Origin of the sequence: Methylopila capsulata, from assembly GCF_016907975.1 — a bacterium.
GTDB classification, from domain to species: Bacteria; Pseudomonadota; Alphaproteobacteria; order Rhizobiales; family Methylopilaceae; genus Methylopila; species Methylopila capsulata.
In genome coordinates, this window is the sequence record NZ_JAFBCY010000002.1 from 330,928 (window position 1) to 351,326 (window position 20,399).

Sequence of the window (20,399 nt, forward strand, 5' to 3'; positions counted from 1 at the left end):
GAGTTGCCGGCCGTTAACCACGGACAGCTTCCATGAACATGATTCCTGCTGCGCTCAAGCCTAACGTGTAGGCGCTCGCGCAACCATCCCGCGCGACCATGCGGAGTCCGCGCCCGCGCGACCGCCCTATGGCGGCCATCCCGGCCCCTCCTTCCCAAAAGGTTGGTATAGAGATCTGACCCGCATCGCAGATCCGCCACGGCGGGCTCGCGAAACAGTTCGACGCCGCGGCGGCCTTCGCAGTAGATTCTCGCTCTCGCGGAACGCCCGGAAGACTTCGATGACCGACGCCGTCGTCCAGACCACCGAACCCTTCGACCTGACGGCTGCGGAAACGGGCAATCTCTTCGAGTCCGTCATCGACATCGCTCTCGCGATCAAGGCCATCGCTACGCATCTGTCGGAAATGGAGGCGTTGAAGGCGCACGGCCTGACGTTCGAGGACTACTGCGTGCTGAACGCGATCGCGGCCGCGCCGGGACGGAAGGCGGCGGCGATCGCGCGCGAAGTCGGCCAGTCGCGCCAGCGGTTCCAGCAGATCTCGGACGACTTCCGCGCGCGCGGGCTGATCCAGAAGGCGAGTTCGGAGGAAACGCCCCGGGCGAAGCTGTTGACGCTGACCGAAACCGGCCGCGCGGCGATCGAGGCGGTCGCGGCCCAGGGGGCGGCGCTCGACGTGCACCTCGATCCCCGCGAGCTTCGCCACGTGGCCATCGCCCGGCGCGCGCTGGTGCGGCTCGACCGCAGCTTCGCCGAGGGCCTCGGCCTGCGGACGAAGAAAGACAAAAAAGCCAGCTGACCACGAGCCGCCAGCGATTTGAGGTGCGCGGACGGTCCCTACCCGCCGGTCAGTCCATTGCTTGCTCGGGCCGCTCCGGCGTGTCCTCGGTCAAGACGCGGGCATCGGGGAAATACCGCGCGTAGAAATCCGCGAAGCGATCGAGGACGATCTCCTGGTCCTTCGCGGACATTTCGCGCCTATGCCGGTGAGGCTGCGCGACGTTGCGTTTCCCGTTCGGCCAGGATGCCGCTTGCAGCGTGATCGCTTCGACGCCGCTCTTCGGCGGCTCGAGATGGAGGTGGCGACAGATCTTTTCGATGGTGCGTTCCGGCGAGAACGCCGTCTCCTCGTAGTGGAGAAGCAGCGCGTCCGGCGCCGCCGTCCACTCCGCCACGCGCGCGATGTTGGCGTTAATCACCGAGAAGGTGCTGGTGATGTCGTCCGGGCGCACATCGTGTTTGAACTCCCTGCCAAGGGATTGGCGACGGGTGGCGACGTCCCTCATGGAGAGAGCCAGATCGCGAGGATCTCTGATGGCCACGCTGAGTTTGGCTTTCCCTTTCGAGAGCATCCTCAGGATGGACTGCGAAGGAGATGCGTGCGTCCTGAGACTCACGAGCGCGTTCGAGGGGACCGCAAGACGGATTGATCGAACGACGCCGTGCCGCCAATCCCGAACGTTATTGACGCCTCCGCCGTGCCCTTTGGCGTCGTCTCGAACCTCGGGCGACAGCTGCACATGCGGATGCCCCAGAGCTTCGAAAAGCGCTTGCGTCAGGTAATAGGTGTAGGTGGAGCCACCTTTTTCCATTCCGAAGCAAACGTACAGCATCTCTTAGCGTCCCGTTCGATGGCTCATTCTTGAGGCAATTAGATGCGACCCGACTTTCGTCTGTAGAGACCGCTGAGGCAACCAAGCCGCGTCTTCGCCCCTGCCCGACTCCACGACGGCAACCGCCACAGCCAAGCCGAGTTTACCGGTGCGTTCAATCCGGGCGATTGAGCGAGCGCCCCGTGTAGCGAACCCTCCCGCGCTGCGGTAGGGTCTGCGCCGCGCTCAAACGGCGGAGGCCGAGGCGCTGCGAATTGCGCGCGCCGGACCCGCCCGCAACATGGAGATGTCGATGTCGAGCAAGCCTTCCGTCGTGTTGCTGGGATTCTTCGCCCGCGGAAACGCTGGCGACGAGGCCTTTCTCCATGTGCAGCACGATCTGCTGAAGGACGACTTCCACGTCATCGTGCCGATCGAACACAAGAACGCCTGCGAAGGCTTCCAGAGCTGGGAGCCCTACAACCAGTGCGAGATCATCAATTACGACGACGTGCCCCGGGTCTATGGCTCGGACGTCGCCGCGCTGCACATCGGCGGCGGCTCGCTGCCGTTCGGTTTCTCCGGGCAGTTCCTGATGTCCGCCCTCGACGCGCAGAAGCGCACGATGATCACGGGCGTCGACTCCTCGGTGAAGTCGGCGCTGGGCCGCGACCACATCCGCTTCGACATCTACAACCGGCTCGACCTGTTTTCCGTCCGGACTACCAAGTCGATCTTCAACCTGCGCAAGGCCGGAGTCGGCGTGCACCACGGCGCAGACTGGGCGCTGGGCCTGAAGGCTATCGAGCCCCCGGCGCACAAGCGCGGCGGAGCCCTGGTCACCCTGCGCAACTTCGGCACGCCGGACCAGGAGCACATCGACGCGGTCAACCGCCTGCACGCCTATCTGGAGCGCCAGGGCCACAAGGTACGCTACCTGCCCTTCGCCCCCGATGACCAGCGCTTCATGAAGTTCTTCCCGACGGCGAACGCCGACAACACCGAGCTCTGCTGGCATGACCCCCGCCAGGTGAAGGGCCTGATCGGCGCGGCCGACGTCGTCGTCAGCGTCGGCCGTCTCCACACGCTGATCATGTCGATGACGTCGCAGGTTCCGACGCTCGCGATCGATCCGAAGATCATGGTCGACGGCAAGCACATCCTGAACCGAAAGAACGTGTTCTTCTGCGAGGAGGTTGGCCTACCGTTCTATTACTCGGTCGACGACATGATCGCGGAGTACGGCGACGACTTCAACAGCCGAGTCAAGGTGATCGACTTTGCGCCGGACTACTACGAGCGACTGAAGCAGCAGTTCGACCTCGTGCTGAAGACGGCGCGCGGCGACGCCGATGTGGACAAGAGCTGGCGCGCCGGCGCCGCTGCGGTTCCGTCCTTCGGGGCGGCGGCGCAGCCGGGCGCGACGTCCCTCCCGAAGCCGGTCAAGGGACCTGACTCCCCCGAGCGCGCCGCGGCGCGTGAAGCCAAGCGCGAAGCCAAGAGGCTGGAGCGCATCCGGGCGAAGGAGGAGGAGCAGGCCGCCAAAGGCGGGACGAGCGAAGCCGCAGAGCGGTCCGACGCCGCCTGATCTCGGCGCCGCCTGCGATCCGACGGCGCGCCCGCGCGGCGCGCCGTTTCGTTCAACCGCGATCGAAGGCGCGGCGGATCGTGGAGATCATGGTCTCGAGGCGCCTCTGGCCTTCGCGCAGCGCTATCTTGCCTGAGGGACGGGCGCGTCCGCCCGAGATGACGGCCATCGCGGCGTCGACGTTCGGCAGGTAGTCGATGTCCAGTTCGGCGGCCATTGCAGCGATCTTGGCGAAGGAGCCGGGATCCTGGTCCTCGACCAGCGGCGGGCAGATCTGCATCACCGGCGTGCGCGTGGTCGCCGCGAAGATGGTCGGGTGCAGTCGACCGACGCTGATCATCAGACCGCTCGAAGCGATGAACTGCTTCACCCGGCGCGAGTTCCACCAGTGTCTCTCGCTCGGCGCCAGGCGATCGAGTCCGAGATCGGCGGCGAACTTGTCGTCTTCCGCGCAAAAGGGCATCAGCGTCGGCTCATAGCCGTTCGCCGCCAGCTCGCCGATCAGCCGCTCGACCTCGCGCACATACTGATACGACACGACCTGCAGCGGAAACTCCCGCAAAGTCACGAGCGCGCGGCGCTCGTTCATCGTGACGTCCGTCGCCTTGTCGGTGACGAGACGCAAAGCCCAATCCGCGCCGTAGGTCACCTTGCGTTTGGCCGCGTTCGCCTGCTCGACCGCAGCGGCCGAGCGCAGCGCGACCACGTTGAACAGCCTCAAGTAGCTTTGCAGAGCGGCGTCCGCGGCGGGTCCCCGGTGAAACCGGCTCGCGGGCAGGTCGGTGCCGGCGAACGCGATGGGAATGCCGGCCGAGCGCGCGGCGATGACCTGATCCGCCACGAAACCGATCGGCAGTCCGCCGCCGCCGACGATCATGGCGCGCGCCGTCCGCGCCGGGTCCGCCAGATTGCCCTGATGAATCCGCTTGCAGCGCTCGTAGGGGTACCAGTTCCAGTAGCCCTCGGCGGCGCCATGCTCGTCGAGGCTCACGATCACGTCGTAGTCGCGCGCGAACTCCTCGTAGATCACCTGGAACAGCGCTTCGTCGCCGCAGTTTCCCCGGCCGAAGAACCCTGCGACCAGGAGCGCCGGGCGGTCGGCGGGCGCGGCGAGCGTGACCACGTCGGCGGCGCTGCGATAGCCCACGTCGGAGACGGAAGCGCCGTCAACGCCTTTCGGCACAAGCAGGAACAGCGCGCTGTCGGCCTGGAAGAAGCGCCAGAACACGCTGAAACCAGCCAATGCGGCGGCGTTCTCGAAAGCCGCGACCGCGGCCGAGCGCCCGACATTGTCGCCGCTGCGCGGCGCAGGCGTCGAGGCGAGAACGGGGGTTCGGGCCTTGGCCAACCGCCGCAGCAGCCCTTTGTCGTCGCGCACGGCGCCGAACACGCCGAGCGCCGTGATCAGGTCCGCCGCCGGCAGTTCGAGACGCGCGAAGTTGCGGCGGGGGACAGTGGATTCGAACTCGACGACGTCGCGACTGTCCCAAGAACTCGGTCTCAGATGCGCTTCGATCGCCGCAGGCTCACGGCCGAGGTCCAGCACATTCAGCCCGCGCCGCACGAACCGGCTCGCGAACCGCGCCTGCGCCTCAAGTCCTTCCGCCATCGCACTCCTCGTCCGCACGCAGCGGGCGCACTCCAACATGCAGCGACCAGCTCACCATGGGTGTGTAGCCGCAATTCCGGCCGCCCCGGAAGCCCTTTCGCTGGGCCGCGGCGTCGAACGCAGCGTTCCGGCTGCGTCCCGTTCGGTCGAGCCGACCGGTTACGCCTTTTTCAGAAACTCGGTGCGCAGCACCAGTCCCTTCACCTGCTTGGTGTTGCACTCGACCTGCGCGGGGTCGCCGGTCAGGCGGATGGCCTTGACGAGCGTCCCGCGCTTGAGCGTCTCGGACGTTCCCTTGACCTTCAGATCCTTGATCAGCGTCACGCTGTCGCCATCCTGAAGCGCCGCGCCGTTGCAGTCGCGCGTGATGTCCTCGTCGCTCATCGGCGGCGTCTCCTCAGTTCCGATTCTTCGCTGCGGCAAGGCAGACCACGACGGAGCGGCGGAGAAAAGGCTCTGCACGGCGCGCGGCCTGCCGCCGGTGGGCGGCGGTTCGCCGCAAGGCCGCCCGGTCCGTCTTTGTGCAGGATCGGCGCTCGGACGCGCGGCGCCTCCTCGGACGAGGGCGCCCTCCCGCGCGGGGCGGCGGCTCAGACCGAGCGCGGGGCCTTTCCGTCTGCCTCCAGCGCGGCCTCGAGGTCGGCCGGGTCGACGCGGTGGAAGGCGTGGGGACCGCCGCGCACGGCGATCGCCGGCGTCTCCAGCGTGGTCGCGGTGCGGCGGTAGGCGAGGAACGAGAGTCCCAGGATCTCCTCCTCGTCGACGACGACCCGGTAGGTCCCGGCCGGCTGGGCATCGCCGATCGCGGCCAGCCGGAACGGATGGCCGAAGGTGACGGTCGTCTCGCTGGTGCGCGTGGACACGCCCTGGCCTCAGGACTTCTTCGGCTTTTCGGCCTTCCCGGCCGAGGCCGAAATCCCGCGCGTGAGCGTCATAGGAGCGGCGACGGGCTCCTTCACCTTCTTCGGCTTTTTGGCTTCCTTGTTGCCGCGCTTTTGTGCTTTGGCCATGAGCTTCGCTCCCGGAGCACCGGCCGCGGGTGCGGACCGGACATCAAAAACCCCGCCGCCTTGAAAGACGACGGGGCGCAGCCGCTGAACGGCTCTTTGGGCGTGACGCCTATGCGCGACGCTCGGACTGCGCCGACCGATGGGTCGACCAGCCGACAAGGCGCCTTGGCGGCGGCCTCAACTCCCGATCAATCGGGAGACGCGATCAGCGCGGAATCTGCAGCTTGTCCGCGGTCATCTTGCCGCTCTTGCGATCGGCCACGAGCTCGTAGTTGATCTTCTGACCCTCCTGGAGATCGGAGATGCCGGCGCGTTCCATGGCGCTGATGTGCACGAAAGCGTCGGCGCCGCCGTCATCCGGCGCGATAAAGCCGAAGCCCTTTTGCGCATTGAACCACTTCACTGTTCCCGAAGACATGGGAATTCCTCTTCCAATAAAAACAATACCCGGGCCGACCCGCAGATTGACCGCGGCTGATTTTGTTGCCGCAACAACAGAACTCGACGTACGTCATTCTATAGTCGACAACGTCCAAATCCTACGTCTTTGAAGCAACATTTCGAAAATGCGCCTACGGCGCAATTTTTACAAGGACCGACTTTGCTAATTTTCGTAAGGTCGAGCGCGGGGCTAAGCCGCATGGTTCTCTTCCTTGATCATCAGGCCTGAGCACGGCCTGGCGGCGACATTTTTAGGAACGCCCTTGGACGTTATGGTCAAGCCGGTCGATGGCCGGGACGAGTGGTTGCTGACCGATCTGCTCGGTCGCCCGATGGGCGTGATCCGCGTGACGGATACGGGCGCGCTTCTCATCGAACCGGACGGCAACGCGCGCATGACGATGACCGGCATGCGCTGTGGCCCCTTCCCGTCGCTCGACGAGGCGCTGGCCGCCATCGAGACGCACACCCGAGGCGTGTGCCGCCGCGAAGCCGGAGAGACGAAGCCCTAGGCGACCCACGTTTCGGACGCGTCGCCAAGGACGGAGACCGTCACCTCCATGTCCGCGAAGGCGTCGCCCGCGCCGAGATAACTGCCGGACACCGGCATGATCTGCCGGATGTCCCGCGCGACGGCCACGGGGATCAGGTTGGCGCTTCCGACGCTCCGGTTCGTCGGATCGAAGGTGATCCACCCCGCGCCCGGAAGATAGACCTCGGCCCAGGCGTGGGTGGATCCCGCGCCGGCGGAGCCGGTCAGCCCCTGCGCCGGGTCGTAGAGGTAGCCGGAGACGACCCTGGCCCCGAACCCCAGGCTGCGGGCCGCTTCCGCGAACAGCGTGGCGAGGTCGCGGCAGGAGCCGCGCCGGCGGCTCAGCGTCTCCACCGGCGTCTGCGTGCCCTCGTCCTCCCGGATCTCATAGACCACGCCGCTCCAGACGCCGACGTTGAGGTCCTTCAGCAGCGACAGCGTGTCGGTGCGGTCGCCCATCACGAAGCCCCGCGCCCAGGCGCGCAGGCGCCCTTCGATGTCGAGGTGCTGGTTGAGCGTCAGCGATCCGAGGTCGGTCCGCTCGTCGTCGGAATAGGGAAAGGGATAGACGACCGCCGAAGCGGCGATGGAAAACACCGGCCAGGCCGGCGCGTCCAGTTCGATCCGCGACACGCAGTCGATCCGGAGCTCGTCGGCCGGGCTTGCGAAGCTCGCGGTCGCCACCGCATTGCCGAAGACGTCGTGCGCCCAGGCGACCGAGGCCTCCGGGGTCAGCGCGAGCTCCGCGCCGACCAGCCGGAGCTCGCGGCTCTCCCGTGGTCTGAGCACCAGCCGATGGGGCTGCAGCCGGACGGGCGTCCTGTACCGGTAGATCGTCCGGTGGCGGATCGTGATCGCGGTTGGGGCCACGCTTTCCCCTTACTGCTCGTCCTCGACCGCCCTCAGACGCGCCGCCACCGCCAATGTGGTCTCCGAGGAGTTCACCACCGCGCCGCCTTCGAGGACGATGACGGTGGATCCCGTCGCCGACGTCTGGATGGCGATCACCCGGTCCGGGCGGACGAAGTTCGTGCCGCCCAGGCTTTTCACTTCAATCAGCTTCGCCAAGAGGATCGCCTTCCGTCAGGCCGCGGCATGGCCGGAGCGCAGGTGTCGCGCGGGCGTCAATAGCCCATATCGCCCGCGCCGGCCGGGCCTCCGGCGTCCGCGACGCTGGCGATCATGGCTTCCGTGGTGATCAGCAGAGCCGCGACCGAAGCCGCATCCTGCAACGCGGTGCGGACCACTTTCGCCGGGTCGATGATGCCCGCGGAGATCATGTTGACGTAGGCGTCGGTCTGGGCGTCGAAGCCGGCGTCAGGATCGTCCGACTGCAGCAGTTTTCCGATCACGATCGAACCTTCCGCGCCGGCGTTGTCGGCGATCTGCCGGATCGGCGCCTCGAGCGCGCGCAGCACGATGGAAATACCCGCCTTCACGTCGGCGTTGTCGGAGGTCACCTGCGCCAGCGCCTTCTTGGCGCGCAGCAGCGCCACGCCGCCGCCCGCAACGACGCCTTCCTGCACCGCGGCGCGCGTCGCGTTCAGCGCGTCGTCGATGCGGTCCTTCTTTTCCTTGACCTCGACCTCGGTCGCCCCGCCCACGCGGATCACCGCCACGCCGCCCGCAAGCTTGGCGAGCCGCTCCTGCAGCTTCTCCTTGTCGTAGTCCGAGGTGGTCTCCTCGATCTGGCCCTTGAGCTGCGCGATCCGCGCCTGGATCGCCTCGCGGTCGCCGGCGCCGTCGACGATCGTGGTGGTGTCCTTGTCGACGCGGACGCGCTTGGCGCGGCCGAGCATCTCGATCGTGACGTTCTCGAGCTTCACGCCGAGATCCTCGCTGACGACCTGACCGCTCGTCAGCGTCGCGATGTCTTCGAGCATCGCCTTGCGGCGGTCGCCGAAGCCCGGCGCCTTCACCGCCGCGACCTTCAGGCCGCCGCGGAGCTTGTTCACGACCAGGGTCGCGAGCGCCTCGCCTTCGACGTCCTCGGACACGATCAGCAGCGGCTTCCCGCTCTGGACCACGGCCTCGAGCAGCGGCAGCAGCGCCTGGAGCCCCGTCAGCTTCTTCTCGTGGATGAGGATGTAGGGGTCTTCGAGCTCGACCGACATCTTCTCGGCGTTGGTGACGAAGTACGGGCTGAGGTAGCCGCGGTCGAACTGCATGCCCTCGACCACGTCGAGTTCGGTCTCGGCGCTCTTGGCCTCCTCGACCGTGATCACGCCCTCGTTGCCGACCTTGGTCATCGCCTCGGCGATCATCGCGCCGACCGACGCGTCGCCGTTGGCGGCGATGGTGCCCACCTGCGCGATCTCCTCGGACGACACGACCTTGCGGGCGCGGGCTTCGATGTCCTTGACCACGGCGATCACCGCCATGTCGACGCCGCGCTTCAGATCCATCGGGTTCATCCCCGCCGCGACCAGCTTGGAGCCCTCGCGAAGGATGGAGGCCGCGAGCACCGTGGCGGTCGTGGTGCCGTCGCCGGCGAGGTCGTTGGTCTTCGACGCCACCTCGCGCAGCAGCTGGGCGCCCATGTTCTCGAACTTGTCGAGGAGCTCGATCTCCTTGGCGACGGTGACGCCGTCCTTGGTGATGCGCGGCGCGCCATAGGCGCGGTCGATGATGACGTTCCGCCCCTTCGGACCGAGGGTCACCTTGACGGCGTCGGTCAGGATCTCGACGCCGCGCAGCATGCGGTCGCGGGCTTCGTTCGAAAAGATGACGGTCTTGGCGGTCATGAGGAGGGCTTTCTGAAAAGGAAGACGGCGAATGGCGATAAAACAGCGAAGCGGTCAGGCCGCCTGCGCGAGCGGGACCTTGTCGAGGACGGCGATGAGGTCGCCCTCCTTCATGATGAGGAGATCGACGTGGTCGATCCGGACCTCCGTGCCCGACCATTTGCCGAACAGCACGACGTCGCCGACGCGGACGTCGAGGGGGATGCGCTCGCCGCGCTCGTCGCGCGCCCCGGGACCGACGGCGACGACCTCGCCCTCCTGCGGCTTCTCCTTGACCGTGTCCGGGATGATGATCCCGCCCTTGGACGTCGCGTCGCCTTCGAGGCGCCGGACGGCGACCCGATCATGGAGAGGGCGGAATGTCATGGAGAGGCCCCTTTCGGGCTGGACGCGCATCAGCGCGCCAGACCCCTATATGGGCGGGTTCTCGCCAGATTGATACGGCGGCCGCAAAATAAGCCACGTCGCAACGGCGCCGGCGTCACGTCGTCCGGAGCTGTCGGTCGGCAGGGCCGAGAATCGGGGGCGAAGATCGGACGGTGTCGCATCGCGACGGACGCCGCCGATCTTGCGGCGACAGGCGCTCACGGCGACCGGAGACGTGGCGCTACTTTCCAGCGCTATAGCTCGTCATGAAGCTCGCCGCGCCGACGGCGTCGCTGTTGGGCGTCGCCAAGCGCGACCCGTCGACATCGCTTCCGAGCGCCCCGCGACCAGGCCCGCGGACAAAGAGCCAATCGAACGATCGCCGTCCCACGGCGCAGCCGCGGCCTCGGCCGAGCAAGAGCCAAGGCGTTTAAATTGCGGCGGCGGGATTGGGACTTACGTTCGGGAGGTGGTGGAGCCGAGGGGAATCGAACCCCTGACCTCTGCAGTGCGATTGCAGCGCTCTCCCATCTGAGCTACGGCCCCGCGTCCCGAAGGCGCGCCATATACGAGGCCGTCCCGGACTCTGTCAAGCGACCGCCCCCCGCGGGCGACGGGCGGCGGGGGAAAAGGCCGTCGGCCGCGCGGGGCGCGCGCCTTGTCGGGCCGGTCCGTCGCCGCTATCACTCGAACCGCCCTCTCCCGACCCTAGGATCGACCGCCGGATGCGCGCTGTTCTCGACGTCGTTCTGCTCGCCCTGCAGCTCTACACGTGGCTGCTGATCGCCATGGCGATCCTGTCCTGGCTCGTGGCGTTCAACGTCGTGAACACCCGGAATTCGGTCGTCGCCGCGATCTGGGACTTTCTGATCCGGATCACGGAGCCGGTGCTCAGGCCGATCCGCAACATGCTGCCCAGCATGGGCGGGATCGACATCTCGCCGATCATCCTGCTGCTGATCATCTTCTTCATCCAGCGCGTGATCGTTCTCTACCTCTATCCGAGCGTCTACTGACCGGCGCGCCGTTCCGCGCCGGAGACGGCGCGCTCCATGTGCGCGCGCGGCTGACGCCGCGCGGCGGCCGCGACGCGATCGACGGAGTGGAGCGTCTGTCCGACGGGACGGCGGTGCTCGCCGTACGGGTGCGGGCCGCCCCGCAGAACGGCGAGGCCAACGCGGCGTTGCGCGCGCTGCTTGCGAAGGCCGCGGGCGTGGCGCGCTCGGCCGTGACGCAGACCGCCGGCCCGACGAGCCGGATCAAGACCTTTGAGATCGCCGGCGATCCGGCCGCGATCGAGGCGCGGCTCCGGGCCGCGGCGGGCGCGCCCTGACGAGCGCGGCCCGCCGGAGAGGTCAAGCCGTTACTTCGCGGCCTTGGCGCGCTCGATGGCGTCGAGGATCATCTGGCGGGCCTCCTCGGCGGAGCCCCAGCCCTGCGCCTTCACCCACTTGTCGCCTTCGAGATCCTTGTAGTGCTCGAAGAAGTGGCTGATCTGGTCGAGCGTGATCTCCGGCAGGTCGGTGTAGTTCTCGACCTTCTCGTAGCGCCGGGTGAGCTTCGGCGTCGGCACGGCGATGATCTTCTCGTCGAGGCCCTTCTCGTCCTCCATCTTGAACACGCCGACCGGGCGGCAGCTGATCACGGCGCCGGGCACGATGGCGCGCGTGTTCGCCACCAGCACGTCGATCGGGTCGCCGTCGTCGGACAGGGTGTGCGGGATGAAGCCGTAGTTTCCGGGGTAGCGCATCGAGGTGTAGAGGAAGCGGTCCACGACCAGCGTGCCCGACTCCTTGTCGAGCTCGTACTTGATCGGCTCGCCGCCGATCGGCACCTCGATGATCACGTTGACGTCGAAGGGCGGGTTGTTCCCGATCGAGATGGCGTCGATGCGCATGGCGTCGTGTCGTCCTTGGGTGTCGCGGGCGAGGGTCGCGCTTGAATAGCGGAGCGGCCCGCCGCGGCGCAAGCGCGCAGGCCGGGATCCGCTTCGGAAAGCCGGGCGGATCGAGGATCCTAGCGCCAGACGAAGGCGAACTTCTCGAGCGTGACGTCGCCGAAGGTCTCGACGCCGCGGGCCGAAAGCTTGCCGCCGAGCCGCGCGTAGAAGGCGCAGGCCGGATCGTTGGCCGCGAGCGACCATGTCGCGGCGCCCGAGAGCCCTCGGGCCGCGAGATCGCCGCGGGCCGCCGCGAACAGGCGGCGCCCGAGGCCCACGCCCTGGTACTCCGGCTTCATGTAGAGCTCGTAGATCTCGCCGCCGACCGCGAGCATGGAGGCGCGGTTGCGCCCGGAGCTGGCGTAGCCCACCGCCTCGCCGCCGAACATGAGCAGGCTGACGCGGGTGCCGCGATTGAGCGCTGAGGTCCACCAGGCGGGGCCGCGCCGCTCGATCATCCGCTCGAGCTCCCGGCCGGGAATGAGCCCACGGTAGGCGTTGCGCCAAGCCTGGTCGTGCACGTTCGCGATGGCCGCTGCATCGGCCGCACGCGCAGGTCGGATCTCGATCGCGACGGTGCTCACCTGTTGAGAGTAAGCCCCGTTCATCGCGCCGGACAAGAGGTGAATGGCGTCGTCGGCGGACCGTTCGACGCGGCCTTGTGGACGCGGCGCGTGGGGCGCGCGATAGGAGGCGCTCGATCGTTCCGCATCTCTTTCAGGGAGCCTCCGCCGAGCCGATGTGGCGCGCGACCGTCCTCACCCTCTACCCCGCCATGTTCCCGGGACATCTCGGCCATGCGCTCGCCGGCCGCGCGCTGGGCGGGGCCTGGTCGCTCGACGCCCGCGACATCCGCGACCACGCCCACGACCGGCATCGCTCCGTCGACGCGACGCCCGCCGGGGGCGGCCCGGGGATGGTTCTGCAGGCCGACGTCGTCGCCGGGGCGCTCGACGCGCTGCCGACGGACGGGCGTCCCCGCATCCTGCTCACGCCGCGCGGCGCCCCCCTCACCCAGGCCCGCGTCCGCCGGCTCGCGTCGGGACCGGGCGCCGTGCTGCTCTGCGGGCGCTTCGAGGGCGTCGACCAGCGCGTGATCGAAGGCCGGGCGCTGGAGGAGATCGCGGTGGGCGACGTGGTGCTGTCGGGCGGCGAGGCGGCGGCGCTGCTGCTGCTCGACGCCTGCGTGCGCCTGCTTCCCGGCGTCATGGGCGACGCGGCCTCCGGCGACGACGAGAGCTTCGAGGGCGATCTGCTGGAGCACCCGCACTACACCCGGCCGCGCGCGTTCGAGGGCCGCCCGATTCCCGACGCCCTGCTGTCAGGCGATCACAAAGCCATCGAACGCTGGCGGAAGATGCGCGCGCGCGCGGACACGCGGGCGCGGCGACCCGACCTCTGGGCGAAATATGTCGCACGCACGACAGGGGGCGTCGACAAGCCCGATAAAGTCGAGTAGTAGACCGGCCACTCACGAGATTCCCTGAAACTTCTCGTGCGCCTCGCGATGCGAGAGACGCGGAGACGACGCCATGAACATTATTGAACAGCTCGACAAGGAGCAGATGGAGGCCGTTTCGGCCAAGCGCGAAATCCCTGATTTCGCGCCGGGCGACACGGTCATCGTCAATGTGAAGGTCAAGGAAGGCGAGCGCGTGCGCGTGCAGGCCTACGAAGGCGTGGTGATCGCGCGTTCGGGCGGCGGCCTCAACCAGAACTTCACCGTGCGCAAGATCTCGTACGGCGAGGGCGTGGAGCGCGTGTTCCCGCTGTTCTCGCCGCTGATCGACAGCGTGAAGCTGGTCCGCCGCGGCAAGGTCCGTCGCGCCAAGCTCTATTACCTGCGCGATCGTCGCGGCAAGTCGGCGCGCATCGCCGAGAAGACCGACCGCAGCCCCAAGGGATCGCTCAAGGGCGGCAAGGGCAAGACGGCGGTCGCCGCCGCCGAGTGATCGGCAGGCGGGCCTTGGCTCCCGCTGGCATCAGAATCTGAAACGGCGCGTCCCAAGGACGCGCCGTTTTCGTTCGTGGTTCGTCGCGCGACGGCGCGGCAGGCGTGGCCTCGTCAGCGATCGGAGTCTCGGAGATCTCAGGCGAACGGGCTCGGCCCGGCGCTGGCGCCGAGCGCTCGCCGCATCCTCCGGAAAGCGAGGACCTCAGGCGCGTTTGCGCGAGGAGACCTTGCTGACCGTCAGCGGGGCGACGACGGGGGCGAGGCCGGCTCCGGCTCGATCACGCCCGCGGAACGGCCGGCGACGAGCCAATGGACCAGACCGCCGACGAAGCCGCAGGCCAGCACCTGCACCGGCTGAAACAGCGGGCCGTCCACGCCGGACGGCAGCAGCGCCCAGGGAAGAGCGGCCGTGAGGGCTCCGACCACCGCGTAATAGGTCCAGGAGCGGATCGCGAACATCTCTCCGATGACGACCGCGACCATCGCCGGCGCGCCGACCAGCGGGGCGAACAGGAACGCCGTCGTCCAGACGCCGACGGCGAACTCCATCCCGAGCAGAGCCACCTCGTCCGGGAACAGCGAGACGTCGCCGAAGGCGCTCGTGGAGATGGCGGCAAGCGTCGCGAAGCCGGCGAGGAGGCCGCAGACGAAGCCGACGGGCGCGAGCAACAGACGCATGGCGATTTGGGCGAGCATCGCCCTCAACGCTCCAAGGCGTCGGAAAGTCTCACTCCGCGGCCTCGAGCGCCAAACGCTCCTTCGCCCGCAGCCGCTTGGTGTCGGACTTCAACTGTCCGCAGGCGGCCGAGATGTCCCGCCCCCGCGGCGTGCGCACGGGGCTGGCGTAGCCGGCCCGGAACACGATCTCGGAGAACCGCTCGATCGTCTCCCAGTCCGAGCACTCGTAGGGGCTGCCGGGCCAGGGATTGAACGGGATCAGGTTGATCTTCGCCGGCACGCCCTTGAGCAGGCGCACCAGCTCGCGCGCCTCGGCCGGGCTGTCGTTGATTCCCTTCAGCATCACGTACTCGAAGGTGATGCGCCGCGCGTTCGAGGCGCCGGGATAGGAGCGGCAGGCCTCCATCAGCTGGGCGATCGGATACTTCTTGTTGATCGGCACCAGCACGTCGCGCAGGTCGTCGCGCACCGCATGCAGCGAGATAGCGAGCTGGGAGCCGGTCTCCTCGCCGAGCCGGCGCATCTCGGGAACGACGCCCGACGTCGACACTGTGATCCGGCGGCGGCCGAGGCCGAGCCCCTCCCCGTCCGAAATCACCTCGATCGCGTCGCGCACGCCGTCGAGATTGTAGAGCGGCTCGCCCATACCCATGAAGACGATGTTGGTGACGAAGCGCCCGCCGTCGTCCGGGACGACCGCGCCCTCGGGAGCCGCGCCCGACCAGTCACCCAGGCGGTCGCGCGCGACCACGACCTGCGCGACGATCTCGGCGGCGGTCAGGTTGCGCACCATGGTCTGGGTGCCGGTGTGGCAGAACGAGCAGGTCAGCGTGCAGCCGACCTGGCTCGAGACGCACAACGTGCCGCGCCCCTCCTCGGGGATGTAGACCGTTTCGATCTCGGCGCCGCGGTCGTGCCGGCCGGTCGAGGGCATCCGAAGCAGCCACTTGCGGGTGCCGTCGATCGAAATCTGCTCGGTGACGATCTCGGGGCGGGCGAGCGTGTAGGTCTCTGCGAGGACCGCGCGGAGATCTTTCGACACGTTGGTCATCGCCGAGAAATCGGCGGCGCCGCGGTTGTGGAGCCAGTGATTGAGCTGCGTGGCGCGCATCTTCAGCTGCCGTTCGGGCACGCCGGCGTCCGCCAGCGCCGTCATCAGCCGGCCGCGCGTGAGGCCCAGGAGCGAGGGCTTCTCGACCGCCGGCGCCACGGCCGGCGCGGAGGCGGCGCCGACGGGCGCTGCGTTGGGATTGCCACGGGTGAGGTCGAGCGTGGTCATGGTGTGGCTGTCGGCGACGGCTGGATGTCCTGAAGAGGCGGGAGCCCTAACACAAAACGCCCCGCGACGCGACCCGTCCGGGCGCGTGCGCTCACGCGTCGCGTTTCGGTCCGTAGGCGGCGAGGAACACCTCGACCGCCTGGTCGACGACGTAGGCCACCCGCTCGGGCGGCGGAGGCGCCTCGCCGCCGATCAGCACCGGCATCATCACCGAGCTGTGGCACATCGTGAGGAACTGCCAGGCGGCGAGCTCCGTGTCCGCGACCGAGAGATCGCCCTGAGCGTTCTTGGCCTCGAGCCACGCCGCCAGCCGCGCGGCGCCTCGCCGCGGGCCGGCGCCGAGAAAAAGCTGGCCGATGTCCGGCTTCCGGTCGGCCGCGCCGATCACCATGCGCACGGTGGAGACGTGAGAAGGCTCCACCATCGCCTCGATGAAGCTGAGGCCCAGCCGGCGCAAGACCTCGCGCACGTCGTGATTGTCGGCGTCGAGCTCGAACAGCCGCTCGGCGGTGAGCGCGCATTGCGCCTTCACCAGCGCGGCGAACAGCTCCTCCTTGCTGTCGAAATAAACGTAGAGCGTGCCTTTCGACACGCCGGCGGCCCTGGCGATCTCGCCCATCGAGGCCGCGTCGAAGCCCTGCGCCAGGAACACGCTGCGCGCGCCGTCGAGGATCTGCCGGCGCTTGGCGCTGTCGAGATGGTCGGGAACCAGGGCGGCGTCCGTCACGGCGTTTCTCAATCCTCCAGGCGCCACGCGCCGCCTTGTCCTTTGCATCCAAACCCGCAGCCCGCAACGCTCCGAGAGCACAGAGGAAGCTCAGCGGCCTCCTGCCGCGCCGCTGAATGCGGCTTCGGCGCGCTCCGCCACGATACGCGGCGACGTCCTGGGGCGCATTCCAACTCCGCCGGGACCTCGCCTTTGAAAGGCTGGCCCGCGTCCTGCGGTCGAACAGCGTCGCCGAGCTTAAATTGACCGAACCGTTCGGTCAATTTAAGCTTTTGGCTCCATTCCTCACGCGCGTTCGCGAGGCGGTCGATCCGGCGCGCTTTCAGTTTCGCCTGCGGCGGGGAGGCGCTGCGAGCAATGTGAAGTTCGGCTTGTGTTGCAACGGTAGCGGCAGCGGCAGCGGACGAAGCCATCGGCCGACCAGCACCCCTTGTCGGCGTCGCGTACGACCCCTCGCAACCGCTGCGAACCTCATCGGCCGCATATGTTTTTGCGCTGCGCATATCTCGCTCGGTTCGATCCGGGACGTTGTGTTTGGGTGCAGGCCAGTCCCTGACGGACGGGATGACTTGAGGAGACACAATTCACGCGCGGCACAGCGGCGAGACGCTCCGGGCGACGGAACTGGAAGCTCGGGACTCCCCGCGCCCGCAAGAGGCTCGCCCTGCAGGTCGACCCCGTCCGGTCAGCGAGGCGTCCTGACCGCCGTCATGTGGATCGTTCCCCGCGCTGCGTCCCCGTCCTCGGTTCTGGGCGAGCGGCGAGGACATCGCCGTTCCTCGCGCCGATCGTTCAATGATCGAACCGCCCTCAATGACCGAACGGTTCGGTCAACCTTGTCACGACCATCGAGATGGGCTAGTTAATCGATGACTGAACGGTTCGGTCAGTTGACGTCCCCCTCCCCTCAGCTGATCTTGAGCCGTTCAGCGCCGCGTGCCGCTCCTTCGGGAGCCTGATCCCCGCCGGAAGAGCGACCTGATGGCGACCTCTCGAGCTGATGTTCACCGCTCTCCCCCGCCCGTGCGCCCCCGGCTGGTCGCCGATGCGGAGCACGAGGTCGCGCGACCGGACGCCAGCGCCCCCGCCACCGATCAGCCGCGGGCGGAAGCGCCGGCGAAGCCGGCGCAGGCCTCCGCCCAGACGCCCGCCGCGTCCGGTTCCCCGAAGCGCTCGCGCAAGACCCTGATCCTCGGGGCGGTCGCCGCCGTCGCGCTGGTTGCGGGCCTCTGGTACGGCTACGACTGGTGGACGACCGGGCGCTTCATGGTGGAGACCGACGACGCCTATGTCGGCGCCGACATGGCGACGATGGCCCCCAAGATCTCCGGCTACGTCGCGACCGTCGCGGTCGAGGACAACGCGCGGGTCAAGGCCGGCGACCCGCTCGTGACGCTCGATCCGGGCGACTACAAGCTGTCGCTCGACGCCGCGGACGCCAAGATCGCCACCCAGCAGGCCTCGATCCTGCGGTTCGACAGCCAGATCGCGGCCTCCGCCGCCCAGATCGACCAGGCCCAGGCCCAGGTCGACAGCGCCGCCGCCGCGCGCGACCGCACGGTCGCGGACTTCGGCCGCGCCCAGGCGCTGGTGAACTCCAGCTATGGCAGCCGGCAGACCCTCGACCAGGCCCGCGCCGCCCGCGACCAGGCGGTCGCGGCCTACGCCTCCGCGGAGGCGGGCGTCACCGCCGCCAAGGCGAACCGCGACGTTCTCGTGGCGCAAAAGGCGGAGGCGAGGCGAACGCTTGGTGAACTTGAGGTTAACCGCGCGCAACGCCAGCGCGATTACGACGCGACCATCATCCGCGCGCCGTTCGACGGCGTCGTCGGCAACAAGGGCGTGCAGACGGGCGACTACGTGACGCCGGGCAAGCGCCTGCTGGCGGTGGTGCCGCTCGACCGCGTCTACGTGGACGCCAACTTCAAGGAAACCCAGCTCGTGGACCTCGCGCCCGGCCAAAGGGTCCGGCTTGCGGTCGACGCCTATCCCGAGCACGACGCGACCGGCGTGGTCGACAGCCTGGCGCCGGCCGCCGGCGCCGTGTTCAGCCTGCTGCCGCCGGAGAACGCCACCGGCAACTTCACCAAGATCGTGCAGCGCGTGCCCGTCCGCATCCGCGTGGCGCCCGAGGACGTGGCGAAGGGCCGGCTGCGGCCGGGCCTGTCCGTCGTCGCCACCGTCGACATCCGCACCACGCCCGCCACCCCATCCAGCGCGTCCGCAGGGACGCGCTGACGAGACCCCGCGCCGGGGAGCTCTGAGTCATGAGCGACGACGTCCTTCCCCCAGGCGGCGGAAGGCCTGCAGGCGAGACCCGCGTCCCCCACGCGTCCGCAGGCCGCGCTCATGGAGCCCCCGGCGCGGGACCCCCCTCCGGGGGCGCCCCGGCCGAACCGGTCGTCACCCCGCGCCGGCTGATCGCCTTCCTCGCCCTCGTCTTCGGCATGTTCATGGCGATCCTGGACATCCAGATCGTCTCGTCGTCGCTGGCCGAGATCCAGGCGGGGCTGTCGGCGAGCCCGGACGAAATCTCCTGGGTGCAGACGAGCTACCTGATCGCCGAAGTCATCATGATTCCGCTCTCGGGGTACCTCGGGCGGGCGCTCTCGACGCGGGTGCTGTTCTCGATCTCCGCCGCCGGCTTCACGCTCGCGAGCGTTCTCTGCGCGACGGCGACGACGCTGCCGGAGATGATCGTCTACCGCGCGATCCAGGGGTTCATCGGCGGCGGCATGATCCCGACCGCCTTCGCCGCCGCCTACACCATCTTTCCGAAGCGCCACCAGCCGGCGATCATGGCGCTCGTCGGCCTCACCGTGACGCTCGCGCCCACGGTCGGGCCGACCATCGGCGGCTACCTCACCGAGCTGTTCTCCTGGCACTGGCTGTTCCTGATCAACGTCGTGCCGGGCGCCGCGGCGACCCTCATCGCCTGGACGATGGTCGACTTCGACGAACCCGACCTCGGCCTGCTCAAGAACTTCGACTACGTGGCGCTGGCGGCGCTCGCCGCCTTCCTCGGCAGCCTCGAATACGTGCTGGAGGAAGGCGCCCGCGACGACTGGTTTCAGGATGAGACGATCCGCGTCCTGACCGTGGTCTCCGTCGTCGGCGGGATCGCGTTCTTCTGGCGCTGCTTCGCTGCGAAGGACCCGCTGGTCGACCTCCGCGCCTACGCCGACCGCAACTTCGCCGTCGGCTCCCTGCTCACCTTCGCCATGGGCGTCGGCCTCTACGGCATGACCTATCTCTATCCCGTCTTCCTCGGCCGGGTGCGCGGCTACGATTCGCTGCAGATCGGGGAGACGGTGTTCGTCACGGGCATGTTCATGTTCATGACGGCGCCGGTCGTCGGCGTGCTCTCCCGCAAGATCGATCCGCGCTACCTCATCGGGGCAGGGTTCCTCGGCTTCGGCGTCTCCTGTCTCGACCTCACCTACATCACCAAGGACTGGGCCTTCTGGGACCTGTTCGTTCCCCAGGCGCTGCGCGGCGTCTCGCTGATGATGTGCATGGTGCCGATCAACGTGGTCTCGCTCGCCACCCTGCCCCAGTCCAAGCTCAAGAACGCGAGCGGCCTGTTCAACCTGATGCGGAACCTCGGCGGCGCCTTCGGGCTCGCCTTCATCAACACCTTCCTGAACGAGCGGCAGGACCTGCACATGCTGCGCCTGCGGGAGAACGTGACCTGGGGCCGCGCCGTCGCCGAGGAGCAGCTCTCGGCCATGACCAACGCGTTCACAGCCCGGCTCGGCTCCGACGCGGAGCTCGCGGCGGTGAAGCAGATGTCGAACATGGTCCGGCAACAGGGTCTCGTGCTGGCCTTCGCCGACCTGTTCTGGGCGCTCGCGATTCTGTTCGCGGCGCTCGTCGTGCTGGTGCCGCTTGTCCGAAGGCCGAACCCGAACGCCGCAGCCGCGCCGGCGCATTGACGGCC

At 68.3% G+C, this 20,399-nt stretch carries 24 protein-coding genes and 1 tRNA gene; 9 read left to right on the top strand and 16 right to left on the bottom strand.

The annotated features are described in order from the left end of the window. Window positions 1-280 precede the first annotated feature (280 nt). Window positions 281-799 (top strand): MarR family winged helix-turn-helix transcriptional regulator, encoded by a 519-nt coding sequence (locus tag JOD31_RS07240; RefSeq protein ID WP_204949631.1) that lies wholly within the window; start codon window positions 281-283, stop codon window positions 797-799. A gap of 49 nt (window positions 800-848) precedes the next feature. Here the strand turns inward: JOD31_RS07240 and JOD31_RS07245 are convergent, their stop codons facing one another. Beyond that, entirely contained in the window at window positions 849-1,613 is a 765-nt protein-coding gene (locus JOD31_RS07245) for a sulfotransferase family protein (protein ID WP_204949632.1), read from the bottom strand. 292 nt (window positions 1,614-1,905) lie between these two features. On the opposite strand from JOD31_RS07245, the gene JOD31_RS07250 reads away from it, so the two are divergent. After that, window positions 1,906-3,180 (top strand): polysaccharide pyruvyl transferase family protein, encoded by a 1,275-nt coding sequence (locus JOD31_RS07250; RefSeq protein ID WP_204949633.1) that lies wholly within the window; start codon window positions 1,906-1,908, stop codon window positions 3,178-3,180. Between the two features lie 52 nt (window positions 3,181-3,232). Here the strand turns inward: JOD31_RS07250 and JOD31_RS07255 are convergent, their stop codons facing one another. The 5 genes from JOD31_RS07255 to JOD31_RS07275 all read right to left on the bottom strand — a co-directional run bounded on the left by JOD31_RS07255 (window position 3,233) and on the right by JOD31_RS07275 (window position 6,217). After that, window positions 3,233-4,789 (bottom strand): polysaccharide pyruvyl transferase family protein, encoded by a 1,557-nt coding sequence (locus tag JOD31_RS07255; RefSeq protein ID WP_204949634.1) that lies wholly within the window; start codon window positions 4,787-4,789, stop codon window positions 3,233-3,235. 159 nt (window positions 4,790-4,948) lie between these two features. Next, complete coding sequence (locus JOD31_RS07260) at window positions 4,949-5,173, bottom strand: alkylphosphonate utilization protein (protein ID WP_020187888.1); 225 nt, start codon at window positions 5,171-5,173, stop codon at window positions 4,949-4,951. 206 nt (window positions 5,174-5,379) lie between these two features. Then, the gene (locus JOD31_RS07265) at window positions 5,380-5,652 is read right to left on the bottom strand and encodes a hypothetical protein (protein ID WP_204949635.1); all 273 of its coding nucleotides are present in this window, start codon (window positions 5,650-5,652) and stop codon (window positions 5,380-5,382) included. A gap of 9 nt (window positions 5,653-5,661) precedes the next feature. After that, complete coding sequence (locus JOD31_RS07270) at window positions 5,662-5,799, bottom strand: hypothetical protein (RefSeq protein ID WP_204949636.1); 138 nt, start codon at window positions 5,797-5,799, stop codon at window positions 5,662-5,664. Window positions 5,800-6,004: 205 nt separating this feature from the next. Then, window positions 6,005-6,217 (bottom strand): cold-shock protein, encoded by a 213-nt coding sequence (locus tag JOD31_RS07275; protein WP_020187885.1) that lies wholly within the window; start codon window positions 6,215-6,217, stop codon window positions 6,005-6,007. Window positions 6,218-6,452: 235 nt separating this feature from the next. On the opposite strand from JOD31_RS07275, the gene JOD31_RS07280 reads away from it, so the two are divergent. Next, entirely contained in the window at window positions 6,453-6,752 is a 300-nt protein-coding gene (locus JOD31_RS07280) for a hypothetical protein (protein ID WP_246482385.1), read from the top strand. Here JOD31_RS07280 and JOD31_RS07285 read toward each other — a convergent pair. The 5 genes from JOD31_RS07285 to JOD31_RS07305 all read right to left on the bottom strand — a co-directional run bounded on the left by JOD31_RS07285 (window position 6,749) and on the right by JOD31_RS07305 (window position 10,428). Beyond that, a complete protein-coding gene (locus JOD31_RS07285) occupies window positions 6,749-7,642 on the bottom strand; it encodes a transglutaminase family protein (RefSeq protein ID WP_204949637.1) in 894 nt (297 codons plus the stop codon). The two genes, JOD31_RS07280 and JOD31_RS07285, sit on opposite strands and share 4 nt — an antisense overlap. A 9-nt stretch (window positions 7,643-7,651) precedes the next feature. Next, window positions 7,652-7,840: a hypothetical protein gene (locus JOD31_RS07290; RefSeq protein WP_204949638.1), complete on the bottom strand. Its 189-nt coding sequence runs from the start codon at window positions 7,838-7,840 to the stop codon at window positions 7,652-7,654. Window positions 7,841-7,896: 56 nt separating this feature from the next. Continuing rightward, window positions 7,897-9,516 carry a chaperonin GroEL gene (gene groL, locus JOD31_RS07295; RefSeq protein ID WP_204949639.1) on the bottom strand — a complete coding sequence of 540 codons (1,620 nt, stop codon included), beginning with the start codon at window positions 9,514-9,516 and terminating at the stop codon, window positions 7,897-7,899. Window positions 9,517-9,570: 54 nt separating this feature from the next. Beyond that, window positions 9,571-9,882, bottom strand: coding sequence for a co-chaperone GroES (locus JOD31_RS07300; RefSeq protein WP_204949640.1), 312 nt, complete (start codon window positions 9,880-9,882; stop codon window positions 9,571-9,573). Between the two features lie 470 nt (window positions 9,883-10,352). Next, window positions 10,353-10,428 (bottom strand) — tRNA-Ala (locus tag JOD31_RS07305). A gap of 179 nt (window positions 10,429-10,607) precedes the next feature. Between JOD31_RS07305 and JOD31_RS07310 the strand changes: the two genes are divergently transcribed. Beyond that, the gene (locus tag JOD31_RS07310; protein WP_204949641.1) at window positions 10,608-10,898 is read left to right on the top strand and encodes a YggT family protein; all 291 of its coding nucleotides are present in this window, start codon (window positions 10,608-10,610) and stop codon (window positions 10,896-10,898) included. Next, complete coding sequence (locus tag JOD31_RS07315; protein ID WP_204950401.1) at window positions 10,895-11,215, top strand: DUF167 family protein; 321 nt, start codon at window positions 10,895-10,897, stop codon at window positions 11,213-11,215. Before JOD31_RS07310 ends, JOD31_RS07315 begins: the two co-directional genes overlap by 4 nt. Before the next feature lie 30 nt (window positions 11,216-11,245). On the opposite strand, the gene ppa is transcribed toward JOD31_RS07315, so the two are convergent. Both ppa and JOD31_RS07325 read right to left on the bottom strand, forming a co-directional pair. Continuing rightward, window positions 11,246-11,779, bottom strand: a complete 534-nt coding sequence (ppa, locus tag JOD31_RS07320) for an inorganic diphosphatase (protein WP_204949642.1) — start codon at window positions 11,777-11,779, stop codon at window positions 11,246-11,248. 119 nt (window positions 11,780-11,898) lie between these two features. Continuing rightward, entirely contained in the window at window positions 11,899-12,405 is a 507-nt protein-coding gene (locus JOD31_RS07325) for a GNAT family N-acetyltransferase (RefSeq protein WP_204949643.1), read from the bottom strand. Window positions 12,406-12,560: 155 nt separating this feature from the next. Here JOD31_RS07325 and trmD point away from each other — a divergent pair, with 155 nt between their 5' ends. After that, window positions 12,561-13,280, top strand: coding sequence for a tRNA (guanosine(37)-N1)-methyltransferase TrmD (gene trmD / locus JOD31_RS07330; protein ID WP_204949644.1), 720 nt, complete (start codon window positions 12,561-12,563; stop codon window positions 13,278-13,280). Between the two features lie 73 nt (window positions 13,281-13,353). Continuing rightward, entirely contained in the window at window positions 13,354-13,773 is a 420-nt protein-coding gene (rplS, locus tag JOD31_RS07335; protein ID WP_204949645.1) for a 50S ribosomal protein L19, read from the top strand. Between the two features lie 239 nt (window positions 13,774-14,012). Here the strand turns inward: rplS and JOD31_RS07340 are convergent, their stop codons facing one another. The 3 genes from JOD31_RS07340 to JOD31_RS07350 all read right to left on the bottom strand — a co-directional run bounded on the left by JOD31_RS07340 (window position 14,013) and on the right by JOD31_RS07350 (window position 16,459). Next, entirely contained in the window at window positions 14,013-14,471 is a 459-nt protein-coding gene (locus JOD31_RS07340; protein WP_204949646.1) for a hypothetical protein, read from the bottom strand. A 31-nt stretch (window positions 14,472-14,502) separates the two neighbouring features. After that, a complete protein-coding gene (gene rlmN, locus JOD31_RS07345) occupies window positions 14,503-15,732 on the bottom strand; it encodes a dual-specificity RNA methyltransferase RlmN (RefSeq protein ID WP_204949647.1) in 1,230 nt (409 codons plus the stop codon). Between the two features lie 91 nt (window positions 15,733-15,823). Further along, the gene (locus tag JOD31_RS07350) at window positions 15,824-16,459 is read right to left on the bottom strand and encodes a TetR/AcrR family transcriptional regulator (RefSeq protein ID WP_204949648.1); all 636 of its coding nucleotides are present in this window, start codon (window positions 16,457-16,459) and stop codon (window positions 15,824-15,826) included. 981 nt (window positions 16,460-17,440) lie between these two features. On the opposite strand from JOD31_RS07350, the gene JOD31_RS07355 reads away from it, so the two are divergent. Further along, entirely contained in the window at window positions 17,441-18,697 is a 1,257-nt protein-coding gene (locus JOD31_RS07355) for an HlyD family secretion protein (RefSeq protein ID WP_204949649.1), read from the top strand. 29 nt (window positions 18,698-18,726) lie between these two features. Continuing rightward, on the top strand, window positions 18,727-20,394 hold the full coding sequence (locus JOD31_RS07360) for a DHA2 family efflux MFS transporter permease subunit (RefSeq protein WP_204949650.1): 1,668 nt from the start codon (window positions 18,727-18,729) through the stop codon (window positions 20,392-20,394). The last annotated feature ends 5 nt before the right edge of the window (window positions 20,395-20,399 follow it).

Bases quoted from the DNA above. Each gene is read 5' to 3' on its own strand.
- JOD31_RS07240 (WP_204949631.1), top strand. From the start codon at position 281: ATGACCGACGCCGTCGTCCAGACCACCGAACCCTTCGACCTGACGGCT.
- JOD31_RS07245 (WP_204949632.1), bottom strand. From the start codon at position 1,613: ATGCTGTACGTTTGCTTCGGAATGGAAAAAGGTGGCTCCACCTACACC.
- JOD31_RS07250 (WP_204949633.1), top strand. From the start codon at position 1,906: ATGTCGAGCAAGCCTTCCGTCGTGTTGCTGGGATTCTTCGCCCGCGGA.
- JOD31_RS07255 (WP_204949634.1), bottom strand. From the start codon at position 4,789: ATGGCGGAAGGACTTGAGGCGCAGGCGCGGTTCGCGAGCCGGTTCGTG.
- JOD31_RS07260 (WP_020187888.1), bottom strand. From the start codon at position 5,173: ATGAGCGACGAGGACATCACGCGCGACTGCAACGGCGCGGCGCTTCAG.
- JOD31_RS07270 (WP_204949636.1), bottom strand. From the start codon at position 5,799: ATGGCCAAAGCACAAAAGCGCGGCAACAAGGAAGCCAAAAAGCCGAAG.
- JOD31_RS07275 (WP_020187885.1), bottom strand. From the start codon at position 6,217: ATGTCTTCGGGAACAGTGAAGTGGTTCAATGCGCAAAAGGGCTTCGGC.
- groL (WP_204949639.1), bottom strand. From the start codon at position 9,516: ATGACCGCCAAGACCGTCATCTTTTCGAACGAAGCCCGCGACCGCATG.
- JOD31_RS07300 (WP_204949640.1), bottom strand. From the start codon at position 9,882: ATGACATTCCGCCCTCTCCATGATCGGGTCGCCGTCCGGCGCCTCGAA.
- JOD31_RS07310 (WP_204949641.1), top strand. From the start codon at position 10,608: ATGCGCGCTGTTCTCGACGTCGTTCTGCTCGCCCTGCAGCTCTACACG.
- ppa (WP_204949642.1), bottom strand. From the start codon at position 11,779: ATGCGCATCGACGCCATCTCGATCGGGAACAACCCGCCCTTCGACGTC.
- trmD (WP_204949644.1), top strand. From the start codon at position 12,561: ATGTGGCGCGCGACCGTCCTCACCCTCTACCCCGCCATGTTCCCGGGA.
- rplS (WP_204949645.1), top strand. From the start codon at position 13,354: ATGAACATTATTGAACAGCTCGACAAGGAGCAGATGGAGGCCGTTTCG.
- JOD31_RS07340 (WP_204949646.1), bottom strand. From the start codon at position 14,471: ATGCTCGCCCAAATCGCCATGCGTCTGTTGCTCGCGCCCGTCGGCTTC.
- rlmN (WP_204949647.1), bottom strand. From the start codon at position 15,732: ATGACCACGCTCGACCTCACCCGTGGCAATCCCAACGCAGCGCCCGTC.
- JOD31_RS07355 (WP_204949649.1), top strand. From the start codon at position 17,441: ATGGCGACCTCTCGAGCTGATGTTCACCGCTCTCCCCCGCCCGTGCGC.
- JOD31_RS07360 (WP_204949650.1), top strand. From the start codon at position 18,727: ATGAGCGACGACGTCCTTCCCCCAGGCGGCGGAAGGCCTGCAGGCGAG.